At 39.6% G+C, this 24,212-nt stretch carries 27 protein-coding genes and 1 pseudogene; 23 read left to right on the top strand and 5 right to left on the bottom strand.

Translation table 11 applies throughout. From position 1 onward, the window contains the following. The first annotated feature begins 119 nt into the window (after window positions 1-119). From EDD69_RS05760 to pyc, 3 genes are all read left to right on the top strand, one after another. Complete coding sequence (locus tag EDD69_RS05760) at window positions 120-410, top strand: Fpa/YlaN family protein (protein ID WP_132948010.1); 291 nt, start codon at window positions 120-122, stop codon at window positions 408-410. 104 nt (window positions 411-514) lie between these two features. Continuing rightward, a complete protein-coding gene (locus tag EDD69_RS05765; protein ID WP_132948011.1) occupies window positions 515-1,726 on the top strand; it encodes an FtsW/RodA/SpoVE family cell cycle protein in 1,212 nt (403 codons plus the stop codon). 68 nt (window positions 1,727-1,794) lie between these two features. Further along, on the top strand, window positions 1,795-5,238 hold the full coding sequence (gene pyc / locus EDD69_RS05770; RefSeq protein ID WP_132948012.1) for a pyruvate carboxylase: 3,444 nt from the start codon (window positions 1,795-1,797) through the stop codon (window positions 5,236-5,238). Between the two features lie 42 nt (window positions 5,239-5,280). Here the strand turns inward: pyc and EDD69_RS05775 are convergent, their stop codons facing one another. After that, entirely contained in the window at window positions 5,281-6,234 is a 954-nt protein-coding gene (locus EDD69_RS05775) for a COX15/CtaA family protein (protein ID WP_132948013.1), read from the bottom strand. A gap of 507 nt (window positions 6,235-6,741) precedes the next feature. Here EDD69_RS05775 and cyoE point away from each other — a divergent pair. From cyoE to EDD69_RS05810, 7 genes and pseudogenes are all read left to right on the top strand, one after another. Continuing rightward, window positions 6,742-7,581 (top strand): annotated as a pseudogene (gene cyoE / locus EDD69_RS05780) (heme o synthase); the annotation flags it as partial. 79 nt (window positions 7,582-7,660) lie between these two features. Then, window positions 7,661-8,731, top strand: a complete 1,071-nt coding sequence (gene coxB / locus EDD69_RS05785; RefSeq protein ID WP_132948015.1) for a cytochrome c oxidase subunit II — start codon at window positions 7,661-7,663, stop codon at window positions 8,729-8,731. 29 nt (window positions 8,732-8,760) lie between these two features. Further along, window positions 8,761-10,629, top strand: coding sequence for a cytochrome c oxidase subunit I (gene ctaD / locus EDD69_RS05790; protein ID WP_132948016.1), 1,869 nt, complete (start codon window positions 8,761-8,763; stop codon window positions 10,627-10,629). Then, window positions 10,629-11,249 (top strand): cytochrome c oxidase subunit III, encoded by a 621-nt coding sequence (ctaE, locus tag EDD69_RS05795; protein WP_132948017.1) that lies wholly within the window; start codon window positions 10,629-10,631, stop codon window positions 11,247-11,249. Before ctaD ends, ctaE begins: the two co-directional genes overlap by 1 nt. Before the next feature lie 4 nt (window positions 11,250-11,253). Continuing rightward, window positions 11,254-11,586 (top strand): cytochrome c oxidase subunit IVB, encoded by a 333-nt coding sequence (gene ctaF / locus EDD69_RS05800; RefSeq protein WP_132948018.1) that lies wholly within the window; start codon window positions 11,254-11,256, stop codon window positions 11,584-11,586. An 88-nt stretch (window positions 11,587-11,674) separates the two neighbouring features. Next, the gene (gene ctaG / locus EDD69_RS05805) at window positions 11,675-12,565 is read left to right on the top strand and encodes a cytochrome c oxidase assembly factor CtaG (RefSeq protein WP_132948019.1); all 891 of its coding nucleotides are present in this window, start codon (window positions 11,675-11,677) and stop codon (window positions 12,563-12,565) included. A 24-nt stretch (window positions 12,566-12,589) separates the two neighbouring features. Continuing rightward, window positions 12,590-13,054: a DUF420 domain-containing protein gene (locus EDD69_RS05810; RefSeq protein WP_132948020.1), complete on the top strand. Its 465-nt coding sequence runs from the start codon at window positions 12,590-12,592 to the stop codon at window positions 13,052-13,054. 24 nt (window positions 13,055-13,078) lie between these two features. Here the strand turns inward: EDD69_RS05810 and ytvI are convergent, their stop codons facing one another. Continuing rightward, the gene (gene ytvI / locus EDD69_RS05815) at window positions 13,079-14,137 is read right to left on the bottom strand and encodes a sporulation integral membrane protein YtvI (protein ID WP_132948021.1); all 1,059 of its coding nucleotides are present in this window, start codon (window positions 14,135-14,137) and stop codon (window positions 13,079-13,081) included. 43 nt (window positions 14,138-14,180) lie between these two features. Here ytvI and EDD69_RS05820 point away from each other — a divergent pair, with 43 nt between their 5' ends. Next, window positions 14,181-14,456, top strand: a complete 276-nt coding sequence (locus EDD69_RS05820; RefSeq protein ID WP_132948022.1) for an Asp23/Gls24 family envelope stress response protein — start codon at window positions 14,181-14,183, stop codon at window positions 14,454-14,456. 6 nt (window positions 14,457-14,462) lie between these two features. Here the strand turns inward: EDD69_RS05820 and EDD69_RS05825 are convergent, their stop codons facing one another. Continuing rightward, entirely contained in the window at window positions 14,463-14,825 is a 363-nt protein-coding gene (locus EDD69_RS05825) for a YugN family protein (protein ID WP_132948023.1), read from the bottom strand. Window positions 14,826-14,999: 174 nt separating this feature from the next. Between EDD69_RS05825 and safA the strand changes: the two genes are divergently transcribed. The 8 genes from safA (at window position 15,000) to EDD69_RS05865 (ending at window position 19,139) form a co-directional block, all read left to right on the top strand. Then, window positions 15,000-15,575 (top strand): SafA/ExsA family spore coat assembly protein, encoded by a 576-nt coding sequence (safA, locus tag EDD69_RS05830; protein WP_132948202.1) that lies wholly within the window; start codon window positions 15,000-15,002, stop codon window positions 15,573-15,575. Between the two features lie 12 nt (window positions 15,576-15,587). Next, window positions 15,588-16,004 (top strand): CBS domain-containing protein, encoded by a 417-nt coding sequence (locus EDD69_RS05835; protein ID WP_132948024.1) that lies wholly within the window; start codon window positions 15,588-15,590, stop codon window positions 16,002-16,004. 132 nt (window positions 16,005-16,136) lie between these two features. Continuing rightward, on the top strand, window positions 16,137-17,156 hold the full coding sequence (locus EDD69_RS05840; RefSeq protein ID WP_132948025.1) for a CAP domain-containing protein: 1,020 nt from the start codon (window positions 16,137-16,139) through the stop codon (window positions 17,154-17,156). A gap of 75 nt (window positions 17,157-17,231) precedes the next feature. Then, on the top strand, window positions 17,232-17,597 hold the full coding sequence (gene ylbD / locus EDD69_RS05845; protein ID WP_132948026.1) for a YlbD family protein: 366 nt from the start codon (window positions 17,232-17,234) through the stop codon (window positions 17,595-17,597). 11 nt (window positions 17,598-17,608) lie between these two features. After that, window positions 17,609-17,848 (top strand): YlbE-like family protein, encoded by a 240-nt coding sequence (locus EDD69_RS05850; RefSeq protein ID WP_132948027.1) that lies wholly within the window; start codon window positions 17,609-17,611, stop codon window positions 17,846-17,848. 49 nt (window positions 17,849-17,897) lie between these two features. Then, window positions 17,898-18,317, top strand: coding sequence for a hypothetical protein (locus EDD69_RS05855; RefSeq protein ID WP_132948028.1), 420 nt, complete (start codon window positions 17,898-17,900; stop codon window positions 18,315-18,317). 75 nt (window positions 18,318-18,392) lie between these two features. Next, window positions 18,393-18,842, top strand: coding sequence for a YlbF/YmcA family competence regulator (locus EDD69_RS05860; protein ID WP_132948029.1), 450 nt, complete (start codon window positions 18,393-18,395; stop codon window positions 18,840-18,842). A gap of 24 nt (window positions 18,843-18,866) precedes the next feature. Then, window positions 18,867-19,139 carry a YlbG family protein gene (locus EDD69_RS05865; RefSeq protein WP_132948030.1) on the top strand — a complete coding sequence of 91 codons (273 nt, stop codon included), beginning with the start codon at window positions 18,867-18,869 and terminating at the stop codon, window positions 19,137-19,139. Between the two features lie 79 nt (window positions 19,140-19,218). Here the strand turns inward: EDD69_RS05865 and EDD69_RS05870 are convergent, their stop codons facing one another. Beyond that, complete coding sequence (locus EDD69_RS05870; protein ID WP_132948031.1) at window positions 19,219-19,608, bottom strand: DUF7147 family protein; 390 nt, start codon at window positions 19,606-19,608, stop codon at window positions 19,219-19,221. A 333-nt stretch (window positions 19,609-19,941) separates the two neighbouring features. On the opposite strand from EDD69_RS05870, the gene EDD69_RS05875 reads away from it, so the two are divergent. The 4 genes from EDD69_RS05875 (at window position 19,942) to coaD (ending at window position 22,923) form a co-directional block, all read left to right on the top strand. After that, complete coding sequence (locus tag EDD69_RS05875) at window positions 19,942-21,297, top strand: hypothetical protein (RefSeq protein ID WP_132948032.1); 1,356 nt, start codon at window positions 19,942-19,944, stop codon at window positions 21,295-21,297. Window positions 21,298-21,618: 321 nt separating this feature from the next. Next, window positions 21,619-21,774 carry a hypothetical protein gene (locus EDD69_RS15275; RefSeq protein WP_165871735.1) on the top strand — a complete coding sequence of 52 codons (156 nt, stop codon included), beginning with the start codon at window positions 21,619-21,621 and terminating at the stop codon, window positions 21,772-21,774. Between the two features lie 65 nt (window positions 21,775-21,839). Continuing rightward, window positions 21,840-22,409 (top strand): 16S rRNA (guanine(966)-N(2))-methyltransferase RsmD, encoded by a 570-nt coding sequence (gene rsmD / locus EDD69_RS05880; RefSeq protein WP_132948033.1) that lies wholly within the window; start codon window positions 21,840-21,842, stop codon window positions 22,407-22,409. A 4-nt stretch (window positions 22,410-22,413) separates the two neighbouring features. After that, window positions 22,414-22,923, top strand: a complete 510-nt coding sequence (gene coaD, locus EDD69_RS05885; protein ID WP_132948034.1) for a pantetheine-phosphate adenylyltransferase — start codon at window positions 22,414-22,416, stop codon at window positions 22,921-22,923. Window positions 22,924-22,933: 10 nt separating this feature from the next. Here the strand turns inward: coaD and ylbJ are convergent, their stop codons facing one another. Beyond that, window positions 22,934-24,160 (bottom strand): sporulation integral membrane protein YlbJ, encoded by a 1,227-nt coding sequence (gene ylbJ, locus EDD69_RS05890; RefSeq protein WP_132948035.1) that lies wholly within the window; start codon window positions 24,158-24,160, stop codon window positions 22,934-22,936. Window positions 24,161-24,212 lie beyond the last annotated feature (52 nt).

The raw sequence follows: 24,212 nt of genomic DNA on the forward strand, positions 1-24,212 counted from the left end.
GGAAGGGGAAGGATCTCTCACAAAGACTTGATTCACACTTGATAAAGCATGCAACTTGCATTTTTTTCACTTTCACGATAAGATTTAGAGACAGGACTGAACGGAACGGAGGGGTCAAGGTGACGTCTGAGGTGGCGGTTAACTATCGAGAAAGAGCTTATTCGCTTTTGCAAGCGGATGCGGATAAAATTGTGAAGCTTATTCAAGTACAAATGGATCATTTAACGATGCCGCAATGCCCTCTTTACGAAGAAGTGCTCGATACGCAAATGTTTGGTTTATCGAGAGAAATCGACTTTGCTGTTCGTTTAGGACTCGTCGATGAAAAAGACGGAAAGGCGATTTTAGATCGGCTTGAACGCGAGTTATCGGCACTTCACGAAGCGTGTACAAAGAAAAGAGAGAAATGATTTTGCGTTAAACTCAAACGGTTTTCGTTTGAGTTTTTGTATTTTTTACATCGGTTTTGTAGTACAATGAAAGCAGATTGTAAATCAAGTAAGGAAGATGAACGATGGATAAGCAGCTGTTTAAAAAGATTATCAAATCGTATGATTATCCTTTGATCATAGCGGTGTTTCTCCTTTCATTATTTGGATTAATTATGGTGTATAGCGCTAGTATGATCACAGCAGTTGTTCGTTATCATACAGCGAGCGATTACTTTTTTCAAAAACAAAAATGGGCACTCATACTGGGAACGATTGCATTTCTGGTAACAGCTTTCGTCCCATATAAGATATATGCAACAAAAAAAGTGTTGCAATTCATTTTCTTCGCCCTTCCAATTTCTTTAATTCTAGTTATTTTAATCGGTTATACGGCCAACAATGCGACAAGTTGGTTTAAAATAGGTTCGTTCGGAATTCAGCCAGCGGAATTTGCTAAGCTTGGGTTGATTGTTTATTTAAGCGGCGTTTTTGCGAATAAGCAAAAAAAGCTTCATCATTCTGCCAAAGACGCTCTTTTTCCAATCTACTACATGCTGTTTATTTGTATTCTTATCGCCGCCCAGCCTGATTTCGGAACGGCCTTTATTATTTTTGTCATCGCATCAACCATTATTGTCTGCTCTGCAATTAGCAAAAAACTATTGTTTAAACAAATTTTGTTTTTATTATTTCTATGTTTGCTTGCTTCTCCCTTTGTTTTATCAGTGTGGTGGGACGAAATTTTTTCAGAAGAACGCCTTTCGCGAATCGATGGATTTTTACATCCGTTTGAGCATGCGGAAGATGAAGGATTTCAGCTCATTAACTCGTATTTTGCAATTGCCAACGGCGGATTAAAAGGGTTGGGACTTGGACAAAGCATTCAGAAATACGGTTATTTACCAGAGGCGCATACCGATTTCATCATGGCGGTTATTGCAGAGGAACTCGGTTTGTTTGGCGTCATGTTTGTGTTGCTATTGCTATCATTTATTGTGTTGCGTGGGCTTTTGCTCGCTCGTAAATGTCAAGATGCGTTTGGAAGTTTATTGGCGATCGGCATTTCGACGATGATCGCGATTCAATCGTTCGTCAATCTTGGCGGGTTGACGGGATTGATTCCGATCACAGGTGTAACGTTGCCTTTTGTCAGTTACGGAGGTTCTTCGCTTGTTTTGCTTATGCTTTCCGTTGGGGTTCTTGCCAATATTTCAATGTTTGCAAAGTACGAATTAACCTATAAGCGTCCGTCCGCTCGAAAGAATTTTCAAAAAAATCATGTATCTTTTCACTAATCCTATTTACAAATAAAAAAAATCCGTTATAGTTTTAGTATGATTAAATAGGGGGAGGAGCAAGATACATGGAAAAACGTCACATCCGAAAAGTACTTGTAGCTAATCGCGGTGAAATTGCGATTCGCGTTTTTCGTGCATGCAATGAACTTGGCATCCGCACGGTTGCGATTTATTCGAAAGAAGATGTCGGTTCCTATCATCGTTATAAAGCGGATGAAGCGTATTTAGTTGGCGAAGGAAAAAAGCCGATCGATGCCTATCTTGATATTGAGGGGATCATTGAAATCGCCAAGACGCATGATGTCGATGCGATTCATCCCGGATATGGATTTTTATCGGAAAACATTCAATTTGCAAAACGATGCGAAGAAGAAGGGATTATTTTTATCGGACCGAAGCAAGAACATTTGGATATGTTTGGTGACAAAGTGAAGGCGCGCCATCAAGCGCAAAAGGCAGGCATCCCAGTCATTCCAGGAAGCGATGGCCCTGTACAGAGCTTGGAGGATGTCGTTCGCTTTGCTGAGACATACGGTTATCCGATCATTATAAAAGCGGCGTTAGGCGGCGGTGGCCGAGGAATGCGAATCGTTCGCTCGCAATCGGAGCTGAAGGCCGCTTACGAGCGAGCAAAGTCGGAAGCAAAAGCAGCTTTTGGTAGCGATGAAGTATATGTGGAAAAGCTGATTGAAAATCCAAAGCATATCGAAGTCCAAATTTTAGGGGACTACGAAGGGAATATTGTTCATTTATATGAACGCGATTGCTCTGTGCAACGCCGCCATCAAAAAGTAGTGGAAGTGGCTCCAAGCGTTTCTCTTTCGCCTTCATTGCGCGATCAAATTTGTGAAGCGGCCGTTAAGTTAATGAAAAATGTCAATTATGTCAATGCAGGTACGGTCGAATTTCTTGTTTCAGGCGATCAGTTTTATTTCATTGAAGTCAATCCGCGCATTCAAGTGGAACATACCATTACGGAAATGATTACGGGAATTGATATTGTTCAATCGCAAATTTTGATTGCTGAAGGGCATTCGCTACATAGCGGAAAAGTAGGAATTCCGCCGCAAGAAGAAATTCGGATTCATGGCTATGCGATTCAAGCGCGCGTCACAACCGAAGATCCGCTCAATAACTTTATGCCAGATACAGGAAAAATTATGGCGTATCGTTCAGGCGGTGGCTTCGGTGTTCGTTTAGATGCGGGAAACAGCTTCCAAGGAGCGGTGATCACTCCTTACTACGATTCCCTTCTAGTAAAGGTGACAACATGGGCTCTTACATTTGAACAAGCAGCGGCAAAAATGCTTCGCAATTTGCGCGAGTTTCGTATTCGCGGAATTAAAACGAATATTCCGTTTTTAGAAAACGTTGTACAGCATCCGAAATTTTTGACGGGACAGTACGATACGTCGTTTATCGACACAACGCCGGAACTGTTCATCTTTCCGAAGCGGAAAGACCGCGGTACGAAAATGTTGACGTACATCGGAACAGTAACCGTCAATGGTTTTCCGGGCATTGGGAAGAAAAAGAAACCGGTCTTTGATTCTCCGCGCATTCCAAAAGTGAATCATGTTGAGCCAATTCCATCCGGGACAAAGCAAATTTTAGAAGAACGCGGTGTGGATGGACTTGTTCAATGGATTAAAGAGCAAAAACAAGTATTGTTGACAGATACAACATTTCGTGATGGTCATCAATCATTGTTAGCAACGCGCGTACGGACGAACGATCTTGTGCGTATCGCTGAACCGACTGCGCGGCTATTGCCAAACTTATTTTCTCTTGAAATGTGGGGCGGTGCAACGTTTGATGTGGCGTATCGTTTCTTAAAGGAAGATCCATGGGATCGCTTATTGAAACTGCGCGAAAAAATTCCAAACATATTATTTCAAATGCTATTGCGTGCGTCGAATGCCGTTGGCTATAAAAATTATCCTGATAATGTCATTCGTGAATTTGTTGAAAAATCTGCACAAGCAGGCATTGACGTTTTCCGTATTTTTGACAGCTTAAACTGGGTCAAAGGAATGACTGTAGCGATTGATGCCGTTAGACAAACAGGAAAAATTGCCGAAGCCGCCATTTGTTATACCGGTGATATTTTAGATCCAACGCGAACAAAATATAACTTAGATTATTATAAAAACTTAGCGAAAGAGCTTGAACAATCGGGGGCACATATTTTGGCCATTAAAGATATGGCAGGATTGCTCAAGCCTCAAGCGGCATATGTGCTCATTTCTGCTTTAAAAGAAACGGTTGATATTCCGATTCATTTGCATACGCATGATACAAGCGGAAACGGTATTTATACGTATGCGAAAGCGATTGAAGCAGGCGTTGACATCGTTGATGTAGCGGTGAGTGCCATGGCGGGATTGACATCGCAGCCGAGCGCCAACACGCTTTATTATGCGTTAGAAGGAACGGAACGCATGCCAAATGTCGATATTCAATCATTAGAGCAGCTTTCTCGTTATTGGGAAGACGTTCGAAAATATTATCAAGATTTCGAAAGCGGCATGAATGCACCGCATACAGAAGTGTATATGCATGAGATGCCAGGCGGACAATATAGCAACTTACAGCAGCAGGCAAAGGCGGTCGGTTTAGGGGATCGCTGGGATGAAGTAAAAGAAATGTATCGTCGCGTCAATGATTTGTTTGGCGATATTGTGAAAGTCACGCCATCATCCAAAGTCGTTGGCGATATGGCGCTATATATGGTACAAAACAATTTAACGGAAAAAGATATTTACGAGCGAGGAGAAACGCTTGATTTCCCTGATTCGGTTATTGAATTTTTTGAGGGATATCTTGGCCAGCCGTACGGCGGCTTCCCGAAAGAATTGCAACGGATTATTTTAAAAGGTCGCGAGCCGATTACGGTTCGTCCTGGAGAACTGCTTGAGCCAGTGAATTTTGAAAAGCTAAAAGAAGAGCTATTTCAATTGTTAAATCGCCAAGTGACGGATTTTGATGCGATCGCTTATGCGCTATATCCAAAAGTGTTTGTCGAATATGCGAGAACAGTCGAGCAATTTGGCGATCTATCTGTGCTCGATACGCCTACGTTCCTTTATGGAATGCGCCTCGGTGAAGAAATTGAGGTTGAGATTGAAAAAGGAAAAACATTGATCGTCAAACTCGTTTCGATCGGGCAACCGCAAGCGGACGGGACGCGAATCGTTTATTTTGAATTAAATGGTCAGCCGCGTGAAGTGATCATTAAAGATGAAAGCATTAAGACGACGGTTGCTTCTAGAATAAAAGCGGATCGCAACAATCCAAATCACATTGCTGCAACGATGCCAGGAACGGTCGTTAAAGTGCTTGTTGAAAAAGGAGAAAAAGTGAAAAAAGGCGATCATTTAATGATTACGGAAGCAATGAAAATGGAAACAACCGTGCAAGCGCCATTCTCTGGTTTTGTAAAAGATATTTACGTGAAAAACGGCGATGCGATTCAAACGGGAGATTTGCTAATTGAATTAGGAGTATAAGAAAGTTAAAAAATAAAAGAACGAGGAACTATCCTCGTTCTTTTATTTTAAAATGGTGGAAGGGACTGGAGAAGTTTTTGTGGATTGAGTAGCCGTTTGCTCCTTTTTGCTTCGCGTTGCTAATAAAACGAAGTAGCTGAGTACGCCAAATAAACATGAAATAAAAAAGGCATGAGCTAGAGCGATGTACAAATTGAGTTTTGTAAAAACGACAAGTGCACCAGTAAAAATTTGGCAAGAAACAAGGATGAGCGCAATGATCCATCCCCAGTAAATGACGCGTTGCTGTTTGTAATGTTTGATTGCATGAATGGTAGCGAATAAAATCCAAATAAATAATAACCCAGCGGCAAAGCGATGCCCCATTTGTACCCACTCATGAAGCTGCGTTGGAAAGAAGCGAGTATTCGAGCAAAATGGCCAGCTTGGACAAGCTAAGCTTGCTTGTTTATGGCGAACGAGCGCACCGGTATACACGACGATGTAGCAGTAAATAATGATACCGTAAATGTGCCATTTCATCTTTCGTTCAAGGGCGACCGATTGTGCATCAAATTTTTGATCCACTTCGAAAATAAATAGAGTTAGTAGAAAAACAGCAGCGAACGAAATGAGGGAAATTCCGAAATGAAGCGCGAGCACAAAATCGGATTGTCCCCAAACGACAGCGGCTGCGCCGATCAATCCTTGCAAGAAGAGAAATACGAATGAAACGATCGCTAAAAACTTTGTTTCACGAATGTGTCCGATCGTTCGCCAAGACCAAATGGATAAGATGAGCACCATCAATCCGACAACACCCGACACGATGCGATGGCTTAATTCAATGAGCAATTCTGTATTAATGTTGGAAGGAATGAACTCGCCATGACAAAGCGGCCAAGAGCGACCGCATCCCATTCCTGATCCCGTTTTCGTAACAAGCGCTCCACCGATAAGCACAAAAAGCATGCCGATTGTTGTCAACACAGCAAACCATTTTAATGAACGTTGCAAATCGATTCACCTTCTTAGTCCAATATTTTCAAATATCTATTTGTCAGAAATCTAGTAAAAAATGTATAATAAAATAAAAAATGTGAGAAAGGTGTGAAAAAAATCTATCTCCATCTTAACGGAAAAATTAAAAAAGAGCAAAAAATTATGCGACAAACAATAATATTTTATAATATATGAACGGTTAGAAACAAATATTATATTGAAAAAGGTTGAATATTTGATGCGAGTTTGTTAGAAATATAAATGGTAATAGTTTGTTTTCAATTTTTTCATAGTGAAAATAAAGTTTTGACACAATTTTGACACAAATAGGACAAAAAAAATTCACAATTTAGCACGAAAATGTGCTTTAATATACAGAGACAATATATAATTTTCGTTCAAAGATTGGAAACGCCTTCATTGTCGAAAGGCGTAAGAGAGGAGTGACGATCGATGGCGGATGCACTTGAAGAAGTGGCAACAGAAAAACAAACACAATCAATAACTTTGAAAGATGTTTTAGCGGTCGTTAAAATCGGAATCGTCAATTCGAATTTAATTACAACATTTACGGGTTTATGGTTGGCATTACACTTTACTGGAAAAGGATTTTTAGAACATTTGCACGTTGTGTTTTTTGCTTTATTTGGATCAGCGTTAGTGATTGCAGGTTCCTGCAGTTTAAATAATTTTATTGATCGCGATATCGATCATTTGATGGAGCGAACGAAAGAAAGACCGACTGTTACTGGAAAAATGGAACCGAAACGAGTGCTTTGGCTCGGAGTTTTCCTTGTTGCAATTGGCACTCTTAGCTTATTGATGACTACGGTAACAGCGGCAGTGATTGGTTTAATTGGTGTCGTCATATATGTTTTTCTTTATACGATGTGGTCAAAGCGAAACAATACATTAAATACAGTTATTGGAAGTATTTCTGGAGCTGTTCCGCCATTAATCGGTTGGATGGCGGTTGATTCAAGCTTTCATATGGTGCCGATTATCTTGTTTTTGCTTATGTTTTTATGGCAACCGCCACATTTTTTAGCTTTGGCGATGAAGCGGTGTGAAGAATATCGGGCAGCGGGAATTCCGATGTTGCCTGTCGTTCATGGTTTTGCGATCACAAAGCGACAAATTGTCATTTGGGTTGCCTGTTTGTTACCTTTACCGTTTTATTTATTCTCATTAGGAACCCCATTTTTAGTCATTGCGACATTGCTCAACATTGGTTGGCTTGCGCTTGGATTAGCGGGGTTTAAAATGAAAGATGATTTAAAATGGGCGAAATGGATGTTTATTTATTCGCTTAATTACTTGACGATCTTGTTTGTCACTATGGTCATTGTAACAATTGACTAAATGGTGTTTACAATTCTTTCTTCTTGTAAAGAAAGAATTTATATACTTATTTAACATGAAAGAGGGGTTTGATTAGGCTATGAAAAAGTGGCTACTGAATTGGCGCTTGTTTTCACTTTTTTCACTCATGGCGCTTTTGTTAGCTGGCTGTGGCAAACCGTTTTTATCTACGCTGCAACCAGCTGGAGAAGTAGCTGACATGCAGTATAATCTTATGCTGCTCAGCACGGCCATTATGGTGTTTGTCATTGCTGTTGTAACCATTATTTTCGTTTACGTTGTCATTCGTTTCCGTCAACGTAAAGGACAAGAGAACAAAATTCCGAAACAAGTGGAAGGAAGCCATAAGCTTGAAATCATTTGGACGGTCATTCCAATTTTACTTTTAATTATTTTGGCTGTTCCAACTGTTTCGTACACATTCAAGCTTGCGGATGTAAAACCGATGAATAAAGAAAAGCGCGACAAAGACGTTGTTGTTGTCAATGTGCGTGCAAATCTTTATTGGTGGGAGTTTGAATATCCAGATTATGGAGTTGTTACAAGCCAAGATTTAGTCGTTCCAACGGATGAACGCGTCTACTTTAATTTGAAAGCATCCGATGTGAAACACTCATTCTGGATTCCAGCCGTGGGCGGAAAAATGGATACAAATACCGATAACAAAAACCAATTTTGGTTGGAATTTGACAGTAAACGCGCAGAAGAAGCAGGCGGCATTTTCTACGGAAAATGTGCGGAGCTTTGCGGACCATCTCACGCGTTGATGGATTTCAAAGTAAAAGCTGTTTCAAGAGCTGAATTTGATCAATGGATTGAAAAAATGCAAAACGCAAAACCTGTTGCTTCAACTGATCCAGTTGTGAAACAAGGAGAAGAAATTTTTAACAAAAGCTGTATCGGTTGTCATGCCGTTACTCCAGTTGATAAACGTCCAGAGCAGGCGCGCACAGCTCCAAACTTAGCTAACTTTGCAGATCGTGAGCGCATTGCGGGCATTTTGGAACATAATGAAGAGAACTTAAAAGAATGGTTAAGAGATCCAGAAAAAATTAAACCAGGAAACAAAATGACAGATACGTATGGAAAGTTAACGGAAGAACAAATCGATGCGTTAACAAAATACTTAATGACATTAAAAGTGGAATAAGGGGATTACGATATAAGGGAGGTTAAATCGTGAGTACGTTAGCTCGGAAAAAAGGTGTCGGCGCAGTCATTTGGGACTACCTAACGACGGTTGACCATAAAAAGATTGCGATTTTGTACTTGATCGCCGGCGGTATTTTCTTCCTATTGGGCGGTTTGGAAGCGCTGGTTATTCGTATTCAGCTTGCTGTTCCGAATAACGATTTCATTAGCGCTGGCTTTTACAACGAAGTGTTAACGATGCACGGAACAACAATGATTTTCTTGGCAGCGATGCCGCTTGTATTTGCGATGATGAACGCGGTTGTGCCGATTCAAATCGGTGCGCGCGACGTTGCGTTTCCGTTTTTAAACGCGTTAGGATTTTGGTTGTTTTTCTTTGGTGGTGTGTTTTTAAACTTATCATGGTTTTTAGGTGGGGCGCCTGATGCCGGTTGGACGTCCTACGCATCATTATCTTTAGCGTCTCCAACACACGGAATTGATTTTTACGTGTTAGGTTTGCAAATTTCAGGTTTAGGAACATTAATCGGTGGAATTAACTTCCTTGTGACAATTATTAATATGCGTGCGCCTGGAATGACATACATGCGTATGCCAATGTTCACTTGGGCGACATTCGTCACATCTGCATTAATTTTGTTTGCTTTTCCACCGTTAACAGTCGGATTAATTTTCATGATGATGGATCGCTTATTCGGCGGTAACTTCTTCGATCCAGCTTTAGGCGGTAACACGATTATTTGGGAGCATTTATTCTGGATTTTCGGTCACCCAGAAGTATACATTTTAGTATTGCCGGCATTCGGTATTTTCTCGGAAATTTTCGCGACATTCTCTCGCAAGCGTTTGTTTGGATATTCTTCAATGGTGTTTGCGACAGTCTTGATCGGATTTTTAGGATTCATGGTATGGGCGCATCATATGTTTACAGTCGGTTTAGGACCAATTGCCAACGCCATTTTCGCTGTTGCAACAATGGCGATTGCCGTTCCAACTGGTGTGAAAATTTTCAACTGGCTCTTTACAATGTGGGGCGGAAACATTCGCTTTACTACGCCAATGATGTATGCAGTAGCGTTCATTCCTTCGTTTGTCATCGGCGGTGTGACAGGGGTTATGAACGCGACAGCTGCAGCAGACTATCAATATCATGATAGCTATTTCGTTGTTGCGCATTTCCACTACGTCATCGTTGGTGGGGTTGTCTTTGCGCTTCTCGCTGGAGCGCATTATTGGTGGCCAAAAATGTTTGGCAAAATGTTAGACGAAAAGCTTGGAAAAGTTACATTCTGGTTATTCTTTATCGGATTCCATTTAACGTTCTTTATTCAACATTTCCTTGGCTTAATGGGAATGCCACGTCGCGTATTCACATTCTTACCTGGCCAAGGATTTGAAACAGGAAACTTAATTAGTACAGTTGGTGCCTTCTTCATGGCTGCTGCTACAGTTGTTCTTTTAGCGAACGTTGTCATTACGACAGTAAAAGGAAAACGAGTAGGTGCAGATCCTTGGGGCGATGGACGTACGCTCGAATGGGCGGTTTCTTCGCCAGCTCCAGAGTATAACTTTGCGCAAATTCCACTCGTTCGTGGCTTAGATGCGTACTGGATTGAAAAAATGGAAGGTAAAAAAGGCTTAACTCCAGCAGAACCGCTTGGGGATATTCATATGCCAAATCCTTCATTCTTACCGTTTGTCATTTCGCTCGGCTTGTTTATCGCAGCGCTCGGATTTTTATACAACCAAGATTACGCTTGGGGTAAATGGGTTGGTATTGTTGGTCTACTTGTTACGCTAGGTGCGATGTTCTTACGTTCAGTTATTGACGATCACGGCTTCCATATTCATAAAGAAGAAATTATGGAAGCAGAGAAAAAGGGGGCTGGGGCATAATGCATATCGAGGAAAAATTAACGCCGGAAACATTTCCGGCAGAGCCTGAAAAAGCGACCCTTGAAGGGAAAAATAAGTTTTTAGGTTTCTGGTTTTTCCTAGGGGGAGAAACGGTGCTGTTCGCCTCCCTCTTCGCTACGTATTTAGCATTAAAGGATTCGGTAGCAGGCGGTCCAACATCTGAAGAACTTTTTAAAATGCCGCTCGTTTTTGTGGCAACGATGCTGTTATTAACAAGCAGCTTAACGAGCGTTTATGCGATGTACCATATGAAAAACTTTGATTTTAAAAAGATGCAGCTCTGGCTTGGCGTTACTGTGTTGCTTGGCGCAGCGTTTTTAGCGCTTGAAATTTACGAGTTCAATGAATACGTGCATGAAGGATTTAAATTTTCGACTAGCGCGTTTTCATCTGCTTTCTATACATTAGTCGGCACGCATGGCGCTCACGTTACGTTCGGTCTATTGTGGATTTTGACGCTCATGATTCGCAATGCAAAACGCGGTTTAAACCTATATAACGCACCGAAGTTTTATGTGGCTAGCCTTTATTGGCACTTCATTGACGTGGTTTGGGTGTTCATTTTCACTGTTGTATACTTAATGGGAATGGTGGGGTGAGTGTATGGCGAATCATACAAATTCAGGAAACCCAAATGTCGATTTAGCGTATCGCCGCAAAAAAAATGCGGAAGAAATGAAATTTCAAGTGATTTCATTTATTTTAATGATTTTCTTAACCATTGTCGCTTTCTTTGCGGTTGGATATGAAGGATTTTCACATTGGTTTTCTGTGCCGTTTATCCTTTTGCTTGCAACTGTCCAAGTTGCTTTCCAGTTATATTATTTCATGCATATGAGCCATAAAGGGCATGAATTTCCAGCTCTTTTCCTTTACAGCGGTGTTTTCGTTGCGTTCTTGACGGTGCTTGCGTTTGTAACGATTGTATGGGTATAAGAAGCCAGCAAAATGCTGGCTTCTTTTCTTTCATTGACGATTGCGTTTATAGTATAATGAAATCGGAAAAAAGAGAGGTGAGAGAGGCATGTCTTTAAGTATCTTTGGTTTTCAAGCGATGTGGAGTCCTTATTTCTTCTTGTTTTTAGTTTTTTTGACGGTTCTTTATTTTATGATCGTTGGCCCGTGGAGAACAAAGTTTGCACAAAGCGAAGAGGTACCGACAAAACAAAAAGTCGCGTTTATTACGGCAATGGTCTTACTTTACATTTGCAAAGGTTCGCCTATTGATTTACTAGGACATTTAATGTTTAGCGCTCACATGACGCAAATGGCTGTTCTTTATTTGATCATACCGCCTTTGTTCATCATCGGTATTCCGTCTTGGTTATTTACAGCTTTGTTTCGCATTTCACCTATTCGCATGGTAGTAAAATTTTTAACAAAACCGCTTATCTCACTTATTTTATTTAACGGTCTTTTCTCGTTCTATCATGTTCCGCTTATTTTTGACGTTGTCAAAACAAACATGTGGTTACACGCACTCATGACAACGGTTATTTTTATTACTGCCTTAATGATGTGGTGGCCAGTTATGAATCAAGTGCCTGGATGGGAAACGCTTTCAGGTATTAAAAAGGTAGGGTATATTTTTGCCGATGGTGTGCTTTTAACTCCAGCTTGTGCGTTAATTATTTTTGCGGATACGCCTCTTTATGCGACGTATTACGACCCTGAAGCATGGTTGAATGCTCTTTCCCTTTGCGTACCTGCTGGAACATTAGCATCCCTACATTTAACGGGACCAGAAATGTTTAGCTCCATGTCGCTCCTTCATGATCAACAGCTTGGTGGCGTGCTTATGAAGATCATTCAAGAAATTGTATATGGAACCGTTTTATTCTATATTTTTATTCAGTGGTATCGAAAAGAAAGAGAAGGAGAACATGGGGTTAAGATGCCACAACCAACAGAATAAAAAATGTAATGGAGAGGGGAAATTATGAATTCGCTACCGATTTTACCAACAATTAGTACAGGTTTTATTGTTCTTAGCGCTATTTTTGTAGCCATTGGTTGGTATCTCGTTCGTCGCGGAAAAGTTGCACAACATCAGAAGGTTATGTTGTTAGCTGCGATTTTTGCATTAGCATTTTTTCTTATTTATCTATCACGGACCATTTTTATCGGAAATACGAGTTTTGGTGGTCCGGATGATGTAAAGATTTACTATACCATTTTCCTGTTTTTCCATATTTTCTTAGCCACTGCAGGAGCGGTGTTTGGAATTGTAACGCTTTTAACGGGGTTCAAAAAGAATTTAATTAAACATAAAAAACTTGGACCGATTACGAGCATTGTTTGGTTTTTTACAGCGATCACGGGAGTAGCGGTGTACTTATTGCTGTACGTCTTTTACCGAGGTGGAGAAACAACATCGGTGATTAAAGCCATTTTAGGGTTTTAAAAAAGAGGGTGTTTCACACCCTCTTTATAATTTAAATTGAAATTTAATGATTCCTGCTTCTTTCGCCGATTTAAAAGCGATCAAAAGAAGCGGAAAAAGAATCATACCAACAATGCCAAGAATTTTTACTCCTAAGTACATGGAAATTAATGTCGATAAAGGTGACAGACCGATATGAGCGCCCATGACTTGCGGCTCAATGATTCGGCGTAAAATAATAAGAATGATGCCCAAAATAGACAGCTTTGTCGCTAATACCGTGTTACCTGTAACAAAGTGAAAGGTAGCCCAAGGAGCGATAATGACAATCGACCCGATAATTGGAATAATGTCAACGATCCAAATAAGGAAAGAAGTAAACAAAGCAACGTTTGGTGAAATAAACAATAAACCGATTAATGAGGCAGCAAAAATAATTAAGCTAAGTAGAAATTGGGCTTTCCAAAAGCCGAATGCGACATAGGATAGACGCGACATCATAAAATGTACTTTTTCTTTTGTTTCTTCTTTTAAATGGGAAAAGAAAGCTTCACGTATTTTTGGAAGATCATGCATAAATAAGAACAAGGCGATCAAATAAACGAGAAAGTTAATCACGAACTTTGGAATATTTGCAAATACTGCACTCACTTTGTTTAAGTTAAAAGAAGAAGCGAGTTGTAGTTTTAATTTGTTTAAAAACAAACCAACTTGATGACTTAATTCAGCGACAACAGCTGGTGGCAATTTTTCCGTTTGTTTGTACCATCTTTCCACTAAATGATTCCAAGCAGCCGTCATTTCATTCACATAAAGAGGCGAGTTTTTCAGAAAATGAAATGCTTCTGTCACAATTTTTGTAACAACGAAATACCCTCCTAAGAAAATAAACAGTGTAAACAAACCAAACACAAGTAAAGTAGCGTATTGGCGTTTTAACGTTAGGCGTTTTTGTGCTGCTTTTACTGCTGGTTCTAAAAAGATCGCCGTTACGAAAGCGAACAGTAAAGGAACGGAGATCGGTATAATCCAATATGTTAGTAAGATGATAGCGATGATTGCAAAAAAAATGTAGAGCGATCGTTTCGAGATTTTTTCAAACAATGAGTACACACCTGCTTTCGTTTGTTAATAAGGAGGGAAAAGAATGAAAGAAGTTCATGAACCAATTATAACGATTGTCATGATGTGTTTACAACCATTTGAAGAAGTTGTTTTAGAAGAAACGATCATCAAAGTTGATCAAGATGACCAAGGAATTGTTATTTTTTTAACGATCACATTATTATCTTGTGAAAATATTGTCGCTTTATGTGAAAGGTTGCAACAATATATAATTGAAGAAATATTCACAATGACCGAGCTCATTGTAAGGGCAGTTCATATTAAAGTACGGCGGCTTGTTTACGCAAAAAACGCATGAGTGCACTCATGCGTTTTGGATTTTTGCAAGTCCTTCTTTTACTTGCGCCAAAATGGTTTGGCACTGGTTCACTAAAGATGGTGGAAAGTTCTCGTCTTCTCCATACTCGACTCCGTGCGGATAATAATGTTTTCCAAGAATCGGTTTTAACAATTTGATAACCGCATAACGTGAGCCGACATCTCCTTCAATCGCATAACCTTGGACGCGTAAATAATAAACATCGTTTTTAATCTCAAATTTACGATCGTATGTAACACGTTCATAATCCCATTGACTCGCCCGGACAAATCCAAGACTTTCCATTAAGTCATCCAAATGGGACAATTCAGCCGTTTGGTTTTCGATTCCTGTATTTTCAAATCGCACCGTTTATTCCCTCCTTGCTAAAAAAATAAACATTCCTCCATTAATAATAGTATGAAAGCGGTAAACTTTCAATCCATACTTCATAATTATGATGATTTTGGTCAAACTAAAAAAACGAAAGGAGGGAAAAGTGTGAAACGAATATGGACAATCGCTTTGTTTTTTGTTTTATGGATGGCGATTCCTCAAATGACGCACGGTCAAGGAACGACTACATACACCGTTCAGCCAGGGGATTCGCTATGGAAAATTGCCGTTCGTTATCAAGTTGGACTTTCTGAAATTATTCAGGCAAACCCGCAATTTTCAAATCCACATTTAATTTATCCGGGACAAAAAGTATACATTCCAGTGCTGGATAATATTAAAAGCATTGAAAATGAGGTTGTACGATTGACAAATAATGAGCGTGCGAAATATGGTTTGCCTGCTTTGAAGTTAGATTGGGAACTGGCTCGCGTTGCTCGATATAAATCGACGGATATGCGAGATAAAAATTATTTTTCCCATAACTCGCCAACTTACGGTTCTCCATTTACAATGATGAGAAATTTTGGAATTTCGTATCGAACAGCAGCTGAAAATATTGCCGCAGGTCAACGTACTCCGCAAGAGGTTGTTCGAGCATGGATGAATAGCCCGGGACACCGTGCCAATATTTTGAAACGAGACGTTACACATATCGGCGTCGGCTATGCGAGGGGCGGTTCGTACGGGCATTATTGGACACAAATGTTTATCGGCAAGTAAAGGAGAGATTCGATGCAAACTGCTCAAGACATTATGACAAAAGATGTACAATATTGCACTCCGCTCGACAATGTATATGAAGTAGCGGTCAAAATGCGCGATTTAAATGTTGGCGCGATTCCAATTGTCGATAACGGCCGTTTAATAGGGATGATTACAGATCGTGATTTAGTGATTCGTGGCATTGCTGAAAGGCGTCCAGGTTCCAACTCGGTAATGGATGTGATGAGTAAAGATATCATTACTGTTTCTCCGAGTACGTCCATCCATGAAGCGGCAGAGTTAATGGCGAAACATCAAATTCGTCGTTTGCCTGTTGTGGAAGATGACAAGTTAGTCGGAATGGTTTCGCTTGGAGATTTGGCAACGAATCGTTATTCTGATGAAAAAGCAGGAGAAGCTTTAAGCGAAATATCACAACTTCATTAAATGGGGTAACAAGGTTGTGGGATGAAGCACAACCTTGTTTTTTTTATAACAAAAATGTAAATAGGTTTTTATGGAATCGTGAACAGTATATAATGATAGAAAAAGGGAAATAGAATAAAGGGAGAATGACGAATGAAATGGATGATGGCTATTTTTGTTTTATTCATTGGCTTTTTTTACTTTTTCTTAGACACCCCCTACGTATCAGAACAACAATCTTTCGTTGAGAAAAAAGAAGCAAATGAGCAAATAACTGCGCAAGGGCTTGGAGCTTTGATTGGTGCGACAGAAGAAATGATCGAGAAGCAATTTGGAAAACCTGCGCGAATTGACCGTTCAGCTTATGATTATGTTTGGTGGATTTATAATGGTCATTCATCTTCTTATATGCAAATCGGCTTTTTGAACGGTCGAGTCGTTACTGCTTATGCGTGTGGTGATGAAGTGAATATTGCGCCATTCAAAGTGAACGCTTCGATCAGTGAATTGTTCCAAAAGATCCCTATTCGTGATGAAATTACTGTCCAACTTGATGAAGGAATTTATCGATTCGAACTTTCTGAAGAAGATTTAACCTTTCAACCTGTTGTTCAACTAGGTCATGTTTATGCCCAATTATATATTGATCGCTTTACAGGAAAACTATCAAGCGTTCGATTTATGGATGGAGAAACGTTTGTAAAGTTAAGACCATACGAGCTTGTTTATCGCGGCGAACTTCCTGTTTCGTCAAATGCGAATGGAAGTTTTCAGGCAGAGATTGAACAAGCGAATGCACGACAAATTTTTGATATTACGAATGTAATTAGACAGAGGCACGGGATTCGTTCTTTACAGTGGGATGAACATATTGCCAAAATCGCTTATGAACATAGTAAAGATATGAAGAAAAACGGATATTTTGCTCACGAATCGCCAAAGTATGGAGATCTCAAGGAGCGACTTACAAATGGTGATGTACGTTTTCAAATGGCTGGTGAAAATATTGCAGCTGAATACGTAGATGGAATTGCGGCTGTGGAGGCATGGTTGAATAGTAAAAGCCATCGAGAAACGTTATTAAATGAAGAATTCACTCATTTGGGAGTAGGAGTGTTTGAACGATATTATACGCAAGATTTTATCAAAGTTTTAAGCGATATGCCGCATTAAAAATAGGCGCACGAATTGAATGGAATGTCGTAATATATGGTAGGCAGATGAATGAACAAGAGGAGTGGTATAAAAATGGCGGCGAACAATATCCATCCTTCTGTCGAACAGTTTAAGCAATTTATTAAAAAACATCCAAAATTAGTTCGTGAAGTGCGCAGCGGCAAAAAAACATGGAAAGAGTTATATAATGATTGGTATCTATTTGGTGAAGAAGATGAAATATGGAATGAATATAAAGAGGAAATAGAAACAGAAAGCAGTGCCGCACTTATGCAGAAGCTTGCTACGTATTTGCAAAAAATTGATATCAATCATTTGCAACAACACATTTCCACTGTTCAACAAGCAATTACATCCATTCAAAATATTGTTCGACAGATGCAAGAAACCAATTCAACGAAATCGTCCATCCATCCATTTTCGTTTCGAAAAGATTAAGGGGAAAAAGAATGAGAAAAGACGTTTATGAATATGTAAAGACAAAACCGATTTTACAAAAATTTTTACGCGAACAGCCTTATTGGTATCGACATTTATCGCGAAATCCGACCGATGTAACGAAGCTAGAACGGACAGCATTAAGCTATTATAAACAAACATTTCCGGATAAAGTAGAGAAAGTAGCTTATTCATTGGAAATGGCGGCGATGATGCTTTCGATGATGCAGGCGATGCGTAAAAGCGATTAATAATTGCTGAAAGAAACGCAAAGACTATCCTTTGAAAGGAGTGGTGTCTTTGCGAAACTTTTTTTTGGTCATTAGCGGTTTATTATTTTTTTATACACCCTGCCATGTGTCGTTAGCAAAGAGTGAAACGATTGAGATTGTTCCGGTTTCTGAGTTATCCGATCGTCCTGCTCTAGCTGAGGATGGAAAAAAACGGACGTTAGCGGTGAAGCATTATGTAAGAGGAAAAGATGTGCTCATCGAATGCGTTGTTGACCGTTTTTCGTTTGTAAAAGGAAAAAAAATTAAAAAAGACGGAGAAGGTCATATTGACGTATATTTAAATGGACAAAAAGTGAAAGAAGTTTCGACTGCTGCATTTATTGTGAAAGGATTGCCATCAGGAAAACATTCGATTCGTCTCGAATTTGTTCATAACGATTCGAGCAAATATGATCTTTTTCATGAGTTTGAAGTGAATATTCCATAAAAAGTCTGACGACTCAGTCAGACTTATTTGTTTTGTTTTTTTGTTCGTGTTATCATAAAATCGGAGGTGTTGCTGTTGATTGTAGCAACGTTAGAAAGATTAACGATTTTGGATGCTGCAGAAGACCTCGCGAAGATGATTGTGCAATCGGAATTAGCAGACGAATATCGGCGCTGTTTAGATAAATTAAAAAATGATTCATCCGCTCAAGAAATTATTTCGCGTTTCGTTCAGTTAAGAGAGCGGTATGAAGAAGTGCAGCGATTCGGCAAATATCATCCTGATTATAAAACGGTGACGAGGACGATACGTGATGTCAAACGTGAACTTGATTTACATGAAACGGTTGCTGCATTTAAAAAAGCGGAAAATGCATTGCAAGAGTTGTTAGATGAAATCAGTGTCATCATTGGAAAAGCTGTTTCAGAACATGTAAAAGTACCGACGGGCAATCCTTATTTCGATTCACTGTCTTCTTGCGGCGGTTGCGGCTCGGGTGGACGCTGCGGCTGTCGAACAAATTGATTGATGATAAAAGGGGAATGGGGTATGTTTCCAAAACGTCAAGGAATTATTGTTTGGTTGCATTCATTGAAGCACAGTAAACAAATGAGGAAATATGGAAATGTTCACTATGTATCAAAACGATTAAAGTATGTAGTTTTATACTGCAACATGGACGAAGCGGAAACAATCATGAAAAAGCTTTTGGCTTTACCGTTTGTGAAACGTGTCGAACCGTCTTACCGACCTTATGTAAAAGTGGAATTTGAATCAAAGGCGGATAAGGCAAAAGAATATGATTATAAACTAGGATTTTAAAATAGCTTGTCGATCAAATCGACAAGCTATTTTTGTTAGGATAATTTTCGGTGGATTTTCTTGGTATTCGCCAAGAATCTTATTGCAATGGTGGAATAAACCGATTCATTCGCATAATTCCGATTAAATGTTGATAATAAAGTTGAAGATCAGCGAAAAAGTTCGAAGGTTTTACATCTAGATGAATAATTTCTTGATTTAATTCTTTTGCTAGTTCCAAAAATAGTTCGTATCGTTTCGTTATTTTTACAGATGGGTGTGGAATTCCTTCGCGGCAAATATACAAAGGTTGGAAATCCCCAGGATCAGTCGGTTTTAACACAACGACGAATGATGTTACAGCTTTCCCATCTTTAACGGTGTGAAAAGCAAACAGCCCTGATAGACGATGGCGATTTGCTTTGGCAATCTCGATTAATTCGTAGAGATCTGAGTATCCTTCTCCTAATTCGATAAAACGTTGAATCATTTGTTCATCCCCTCGTTATAAGTTCCATTTTATTTTCCGACATGCTTTAGAAGATTTTAGACATCTTCTATCATAATGACTTTAGCGTTGTATTGCAAAGACGAAAATGAGTAAAAGAGAGATCCTCTCCATCTGTTTTTCTTCCAATCCGAACGAAGAACAAATATATTTGTTCGATGGCGTTCTCGTTCGGAAAAAGCGGCAGAAAACTACCTTTCCATAAACATTTTACTCAGTCAAATTTTTTCAATAATTAGTGAAAATGATGTATGACATCATAGGCAAATTTTGATATTGTTAAATATATAAAAATAGCTTTAAAGGAGTATTTCTATGCTCAGAGTTGCAATCATTTCAACTTTTCTTTTTCTCAGTGTGAGCACGGGAATTTTGTACTATCAGTGGGATCACTATGAAAAACAAGAGAAGGCGAACACGGTGCTTGAGCATGAAATTGATGCTCAATTTTTAGGAAAAGAACTTGTGCTGGAGCACCGAGTGAAAGGTGCTTCTTTAGAAAAATATACCATTCATCTTCCCGATCGATTAAAGCAATTCACATGCGGAAAGAAAAAAGAATGTGTCGTTCGTCATGAAAATGGGAAAACGATTATTCAATTCAATAAAATGGGCGAAGCCGTTTTATCTTATCGTATTTCGATTGGAAAACGAATCGATCCGCTTTGGCTCGAAAAATGGTTTATTACATTTGATACGGTACAGCCGCAACATATATATGTTCAACTAACAGATGGCGCACATCAAAGGGGGACATGGGTCGCAGGAGCCTCATTAATTGGGCAAGTACAAAAAAAGACTTTTTCTTTTTATATGTGGGAGCAAAAAAGCGGAAACGCCTTTCCTTTATACTTTCAGTCTGTTCCACTTCAACGAAAGCACGAAAACGGAATAGACCTTTACACAACCAAACAAAATCAATTGGATCGTTCACTTCTTTCGTTTTTACAAGCAAGAGCTGACATTCAAACGATCGTGGTTACTCCTTTTTCTGTTGAATATGTAACGCCGACATTTCTTGTTATTTCAGAAAACGTTTCGCATTCATCGCTTAAAACAAAGTATGCGAACGTTTATTTACGTGAACGTTTTCCAAACAGTTCATTAGACGAATGGATTTGGGAGTTGTTAGCTTCATTGATGACAAAGCAGCTTCCAGCATCCGCAAAAGCAAAAGCAGCATTCAATGAACTGCAAACAACATTAACGGCAGAGGAGCTTCATTCTTTCTGGAAAGAAATCGAAAATAAACAAGGACAATCTCTTTCAAAAGAAAAGCTCGATCACATATTGGGAGATGTATACGGCGGAAACACGACTTTCTTTGTGGAAAATGGACAAGAGCTGGTATTTACGGAAGAAAAAGCGTTGTTCGTCAACAATCATAAGCTTGAAAATGCGAAAGTGCTCATGAAAAATGGAGAACAGCTCATCCCTTTCACCGAGGTGATGAAGACGCTTGGATATACGTTAAAACGTTCAGGGAATGCGTTATTTATTGAAAAGAACGGGCAACGTTGGCGCTTTTTTATTGAACCGATTGAACCTAACAACAATGCTGTCATCCGTCAATGGAATGGGAAGTTATACATTGAACGAACGACATTTCCGAAATGGTTTGATGTGTACGTGAGTGAAACAAGCAAGGAAATTCATGTGATTGGTCAATAAAAAAGCCCTGCAGATGATCTGCAGGGTCCTTCTATTCTTTTGAGACATGCTCAAAAGGAGAAGGGCAAAAAGGGAGAGGAGAAACCGGAGGAAGAACTTATGGGGAAACGTAAGTCTTCTCCGTGGTTGGCAACAACATCGCCATCGATGTTGTTACTATCATTATGACCATTATGTTTCGTTCTATACATTTGCTTAATATTTTTTCCAACGTCCTTTTTTTGATTGTTTCATTTGTATGTATATAGATTCAAGTTGAGTTTCCGACATATTTCATCATGAATAGAAGACCGCTTTTCTGCCTAGGCGGCAAGAAAAATCTTGCCGCCTAGGCATGCTAGAAGCATGCCCATTCCGAACGTAAAACGCATGACAGACAAATTCATTTGTCTGATGGCGTTTTCGTTCGGAGAGGTGACAGAAAAGCTTGTTTATGTCGGAAAATTAAGCTTATCATATATAGGTGCTGTAAAGTAGTTTCTTTTTTAAGAATGTGGTAGGATAATGTTTGTAAAAATTTATGTTGAATGTGGTGAACGGAAATGAGAGTGATATCTGGAAAGTGCAAAGGAAAAAAGCTACAAGCCGTTCCAGGAATGTCAACAAGACCGACAACCGATAAAGTGAAAGAAGCCATATTTAATATAATTGGGCCTTATTTTTCTGAAGGAGTTGGGCTTGATCTGTTTGGGGGAAGCGGGGGGCTAGGAATTGAAGCGTTAAGCCGTGGATTAGACAAGGTTATTTTTGTTGACCATGACCCGAAGGCGGTACAAACGATTCGCAAAAACGTAGAAGCTTGCCGATTGACAGAACAGGCTGAAGTTTATCGCAACGATGCAGAGCGAGCGTTAAAGGCGATCATTAAAAGAGGGTTGACGTTTCGCCTGATTTTTCTTGACCCGCCTTATAAAAGCACAAAGCTTGCATCCATCATTGCGATGATAGACGATTATCAATTGCTACGACATGATGGATATATTGTCGCGGAACATTCTGAGGAAACCATTCTTCCAGAGCAGATCGGCCGTTTGCAAAAAATAAAAAGCGAAACATATGGGATAACGACTGTATCCATTTATGGTTATGTCGATGATGAGAAAGGGGAATAAATGAATGGCGAGCATTGCGGTATGTCCGGGTAGTTTTGACCCAGTTACATATGGACATTTAGACATTATTCGCCGAGGGGCGAAAGTATTTGATCAAGTGTATGTGGTCGTTTTAAATAATTCTTCAAAAAAGCCTCTTTTTTCCACTGAGGAGCGAATGGAATTATTAAGGGAAGTGACGAAAGATTTATCAAACGTCATTGTTGATTCGTATCACGGATTGCTTGTTGACTATGCACGAAGTAAAAACGCAAGCGCGATCTTGCGCGGATTAAGAGCTGTTTCCGATTTTGAATATGAAATGCAAATTACGTCTATGAATCGCGTACTTAATGAGCAAATTGAAACATTTTTTATGATGACAAACAATCAATATGCGTTTTTAAGCTCAAGCATTGTTAAAGAAGTCGCCAAATACAATGGAAATGTTTCTGAACTTGTACCAAAAATAGTTGAAGAAGCATTGCGAAAGAAATTTTCGCAAAACCAAAACAGCGAAAAACCACCTCGTTAAACGGGTGGTTTTACTGTATGTTTTTTTTCCGCTGGGCAACAATTAAAATCATAACGTAACACGTTAACGAGATGATTGTAAGGAGCGAACCGTACTTACTTAACAGTTCCCAATAACGAATCGACCATTCAGCCGGAACGATTGGTAAGAATACAGGCATCGCGTTCGGGTCATTTTCCAATGAATGAAGGTGAATGTATAACGGCTTCCAAAGGACATAAGCAAAGAAAGCGGCAAAAAAACCGTGAAAAATCCGGGCGATCAAGAAAGGTTGAAAGCGAATATTCGCATCAGCCAAAATGCTCGCAACCTGTGCTTGAACGGAAAAACCTCCGAACGCAAGAATAAAACTCGTCACAATTACCTTTTCTAATAAACTTGCTTCTGTCACTTGGCTCGTCATTTGACTGCCAAGCGTAATTTCAAATAACCCAGCAATTAATGGAACACTTAATTGGTTCGGCAGTTGAAATATTTGAAGGAGATATTGAAAAAAATAAGCGATCCATTGTGTAACATGCGTAATATGTAGCAGCTTATTTAAAACCGAAAACAAAATGATAAATCCACCAATCATTAGTAACGTCTGAATTGAAGAGCGTACAGCGTCCCCCAACAATTTACCGATAGCTTGGTCATTTTTTAGGCGTGCTTGGTGCATCGCTCGCAACGCTTCGTGGAACGATATTTTTCGGTATTCATTTTTGGATTGCGATACTTGTTCATTGCGACCGTAAAAACGCATCATCAATCCGACACAAATATTTCCAAGATAATGGGATACAGCTAAAACAATACCGATGTTTGGATTATGAAAAAAACCAACGGAAATCGCTCCGAAAATAAAAAGAGGATTGGATGAATTGGTAAACGATACAAGTCGTTCCGCTTCAATCGCTGAAATTTGTTTTTCTTGGCGGAGTCGAGCTGTTAGTTTTGCTCCTGCTGGATAGCCAGAGGCCATTCCCATTGCCCAAACGAATCCTCCAATTCCCGGGACTTTAAATAACGGGCGCATGAACGGTTCAAGCAAAACGCCGATAAAGTGGACGATTCCGACGCCGATTAAAAGTTCCGAAACAATAAAAAAAGGGAGTAACGATGGAAAGACGACCTCCCACCACATATGTAAACCGCGAACAGCTGCTTCAAATGATGGTTGAGGATAGCGAATTAAAGCGATACATAAAAACGTGATCGCGAATCCGAGCAAGAGTGTTTTCAGTTTTTGGCTCATGAATGGTCGGCCTCCTCGTTTGCTTATGTTGATAGTTTAATATACGAGTATA

The organism is Thermolongibacillus altinsuensis (genome assembly GCF_004341205.1).
Taxonomy (GTDB): Bacteria; Bacillota; Bacilli; order Bacillales; family Anoxybacillaceae; genus Thermolongibacillus; species Thermolongibacillus altinsuensis.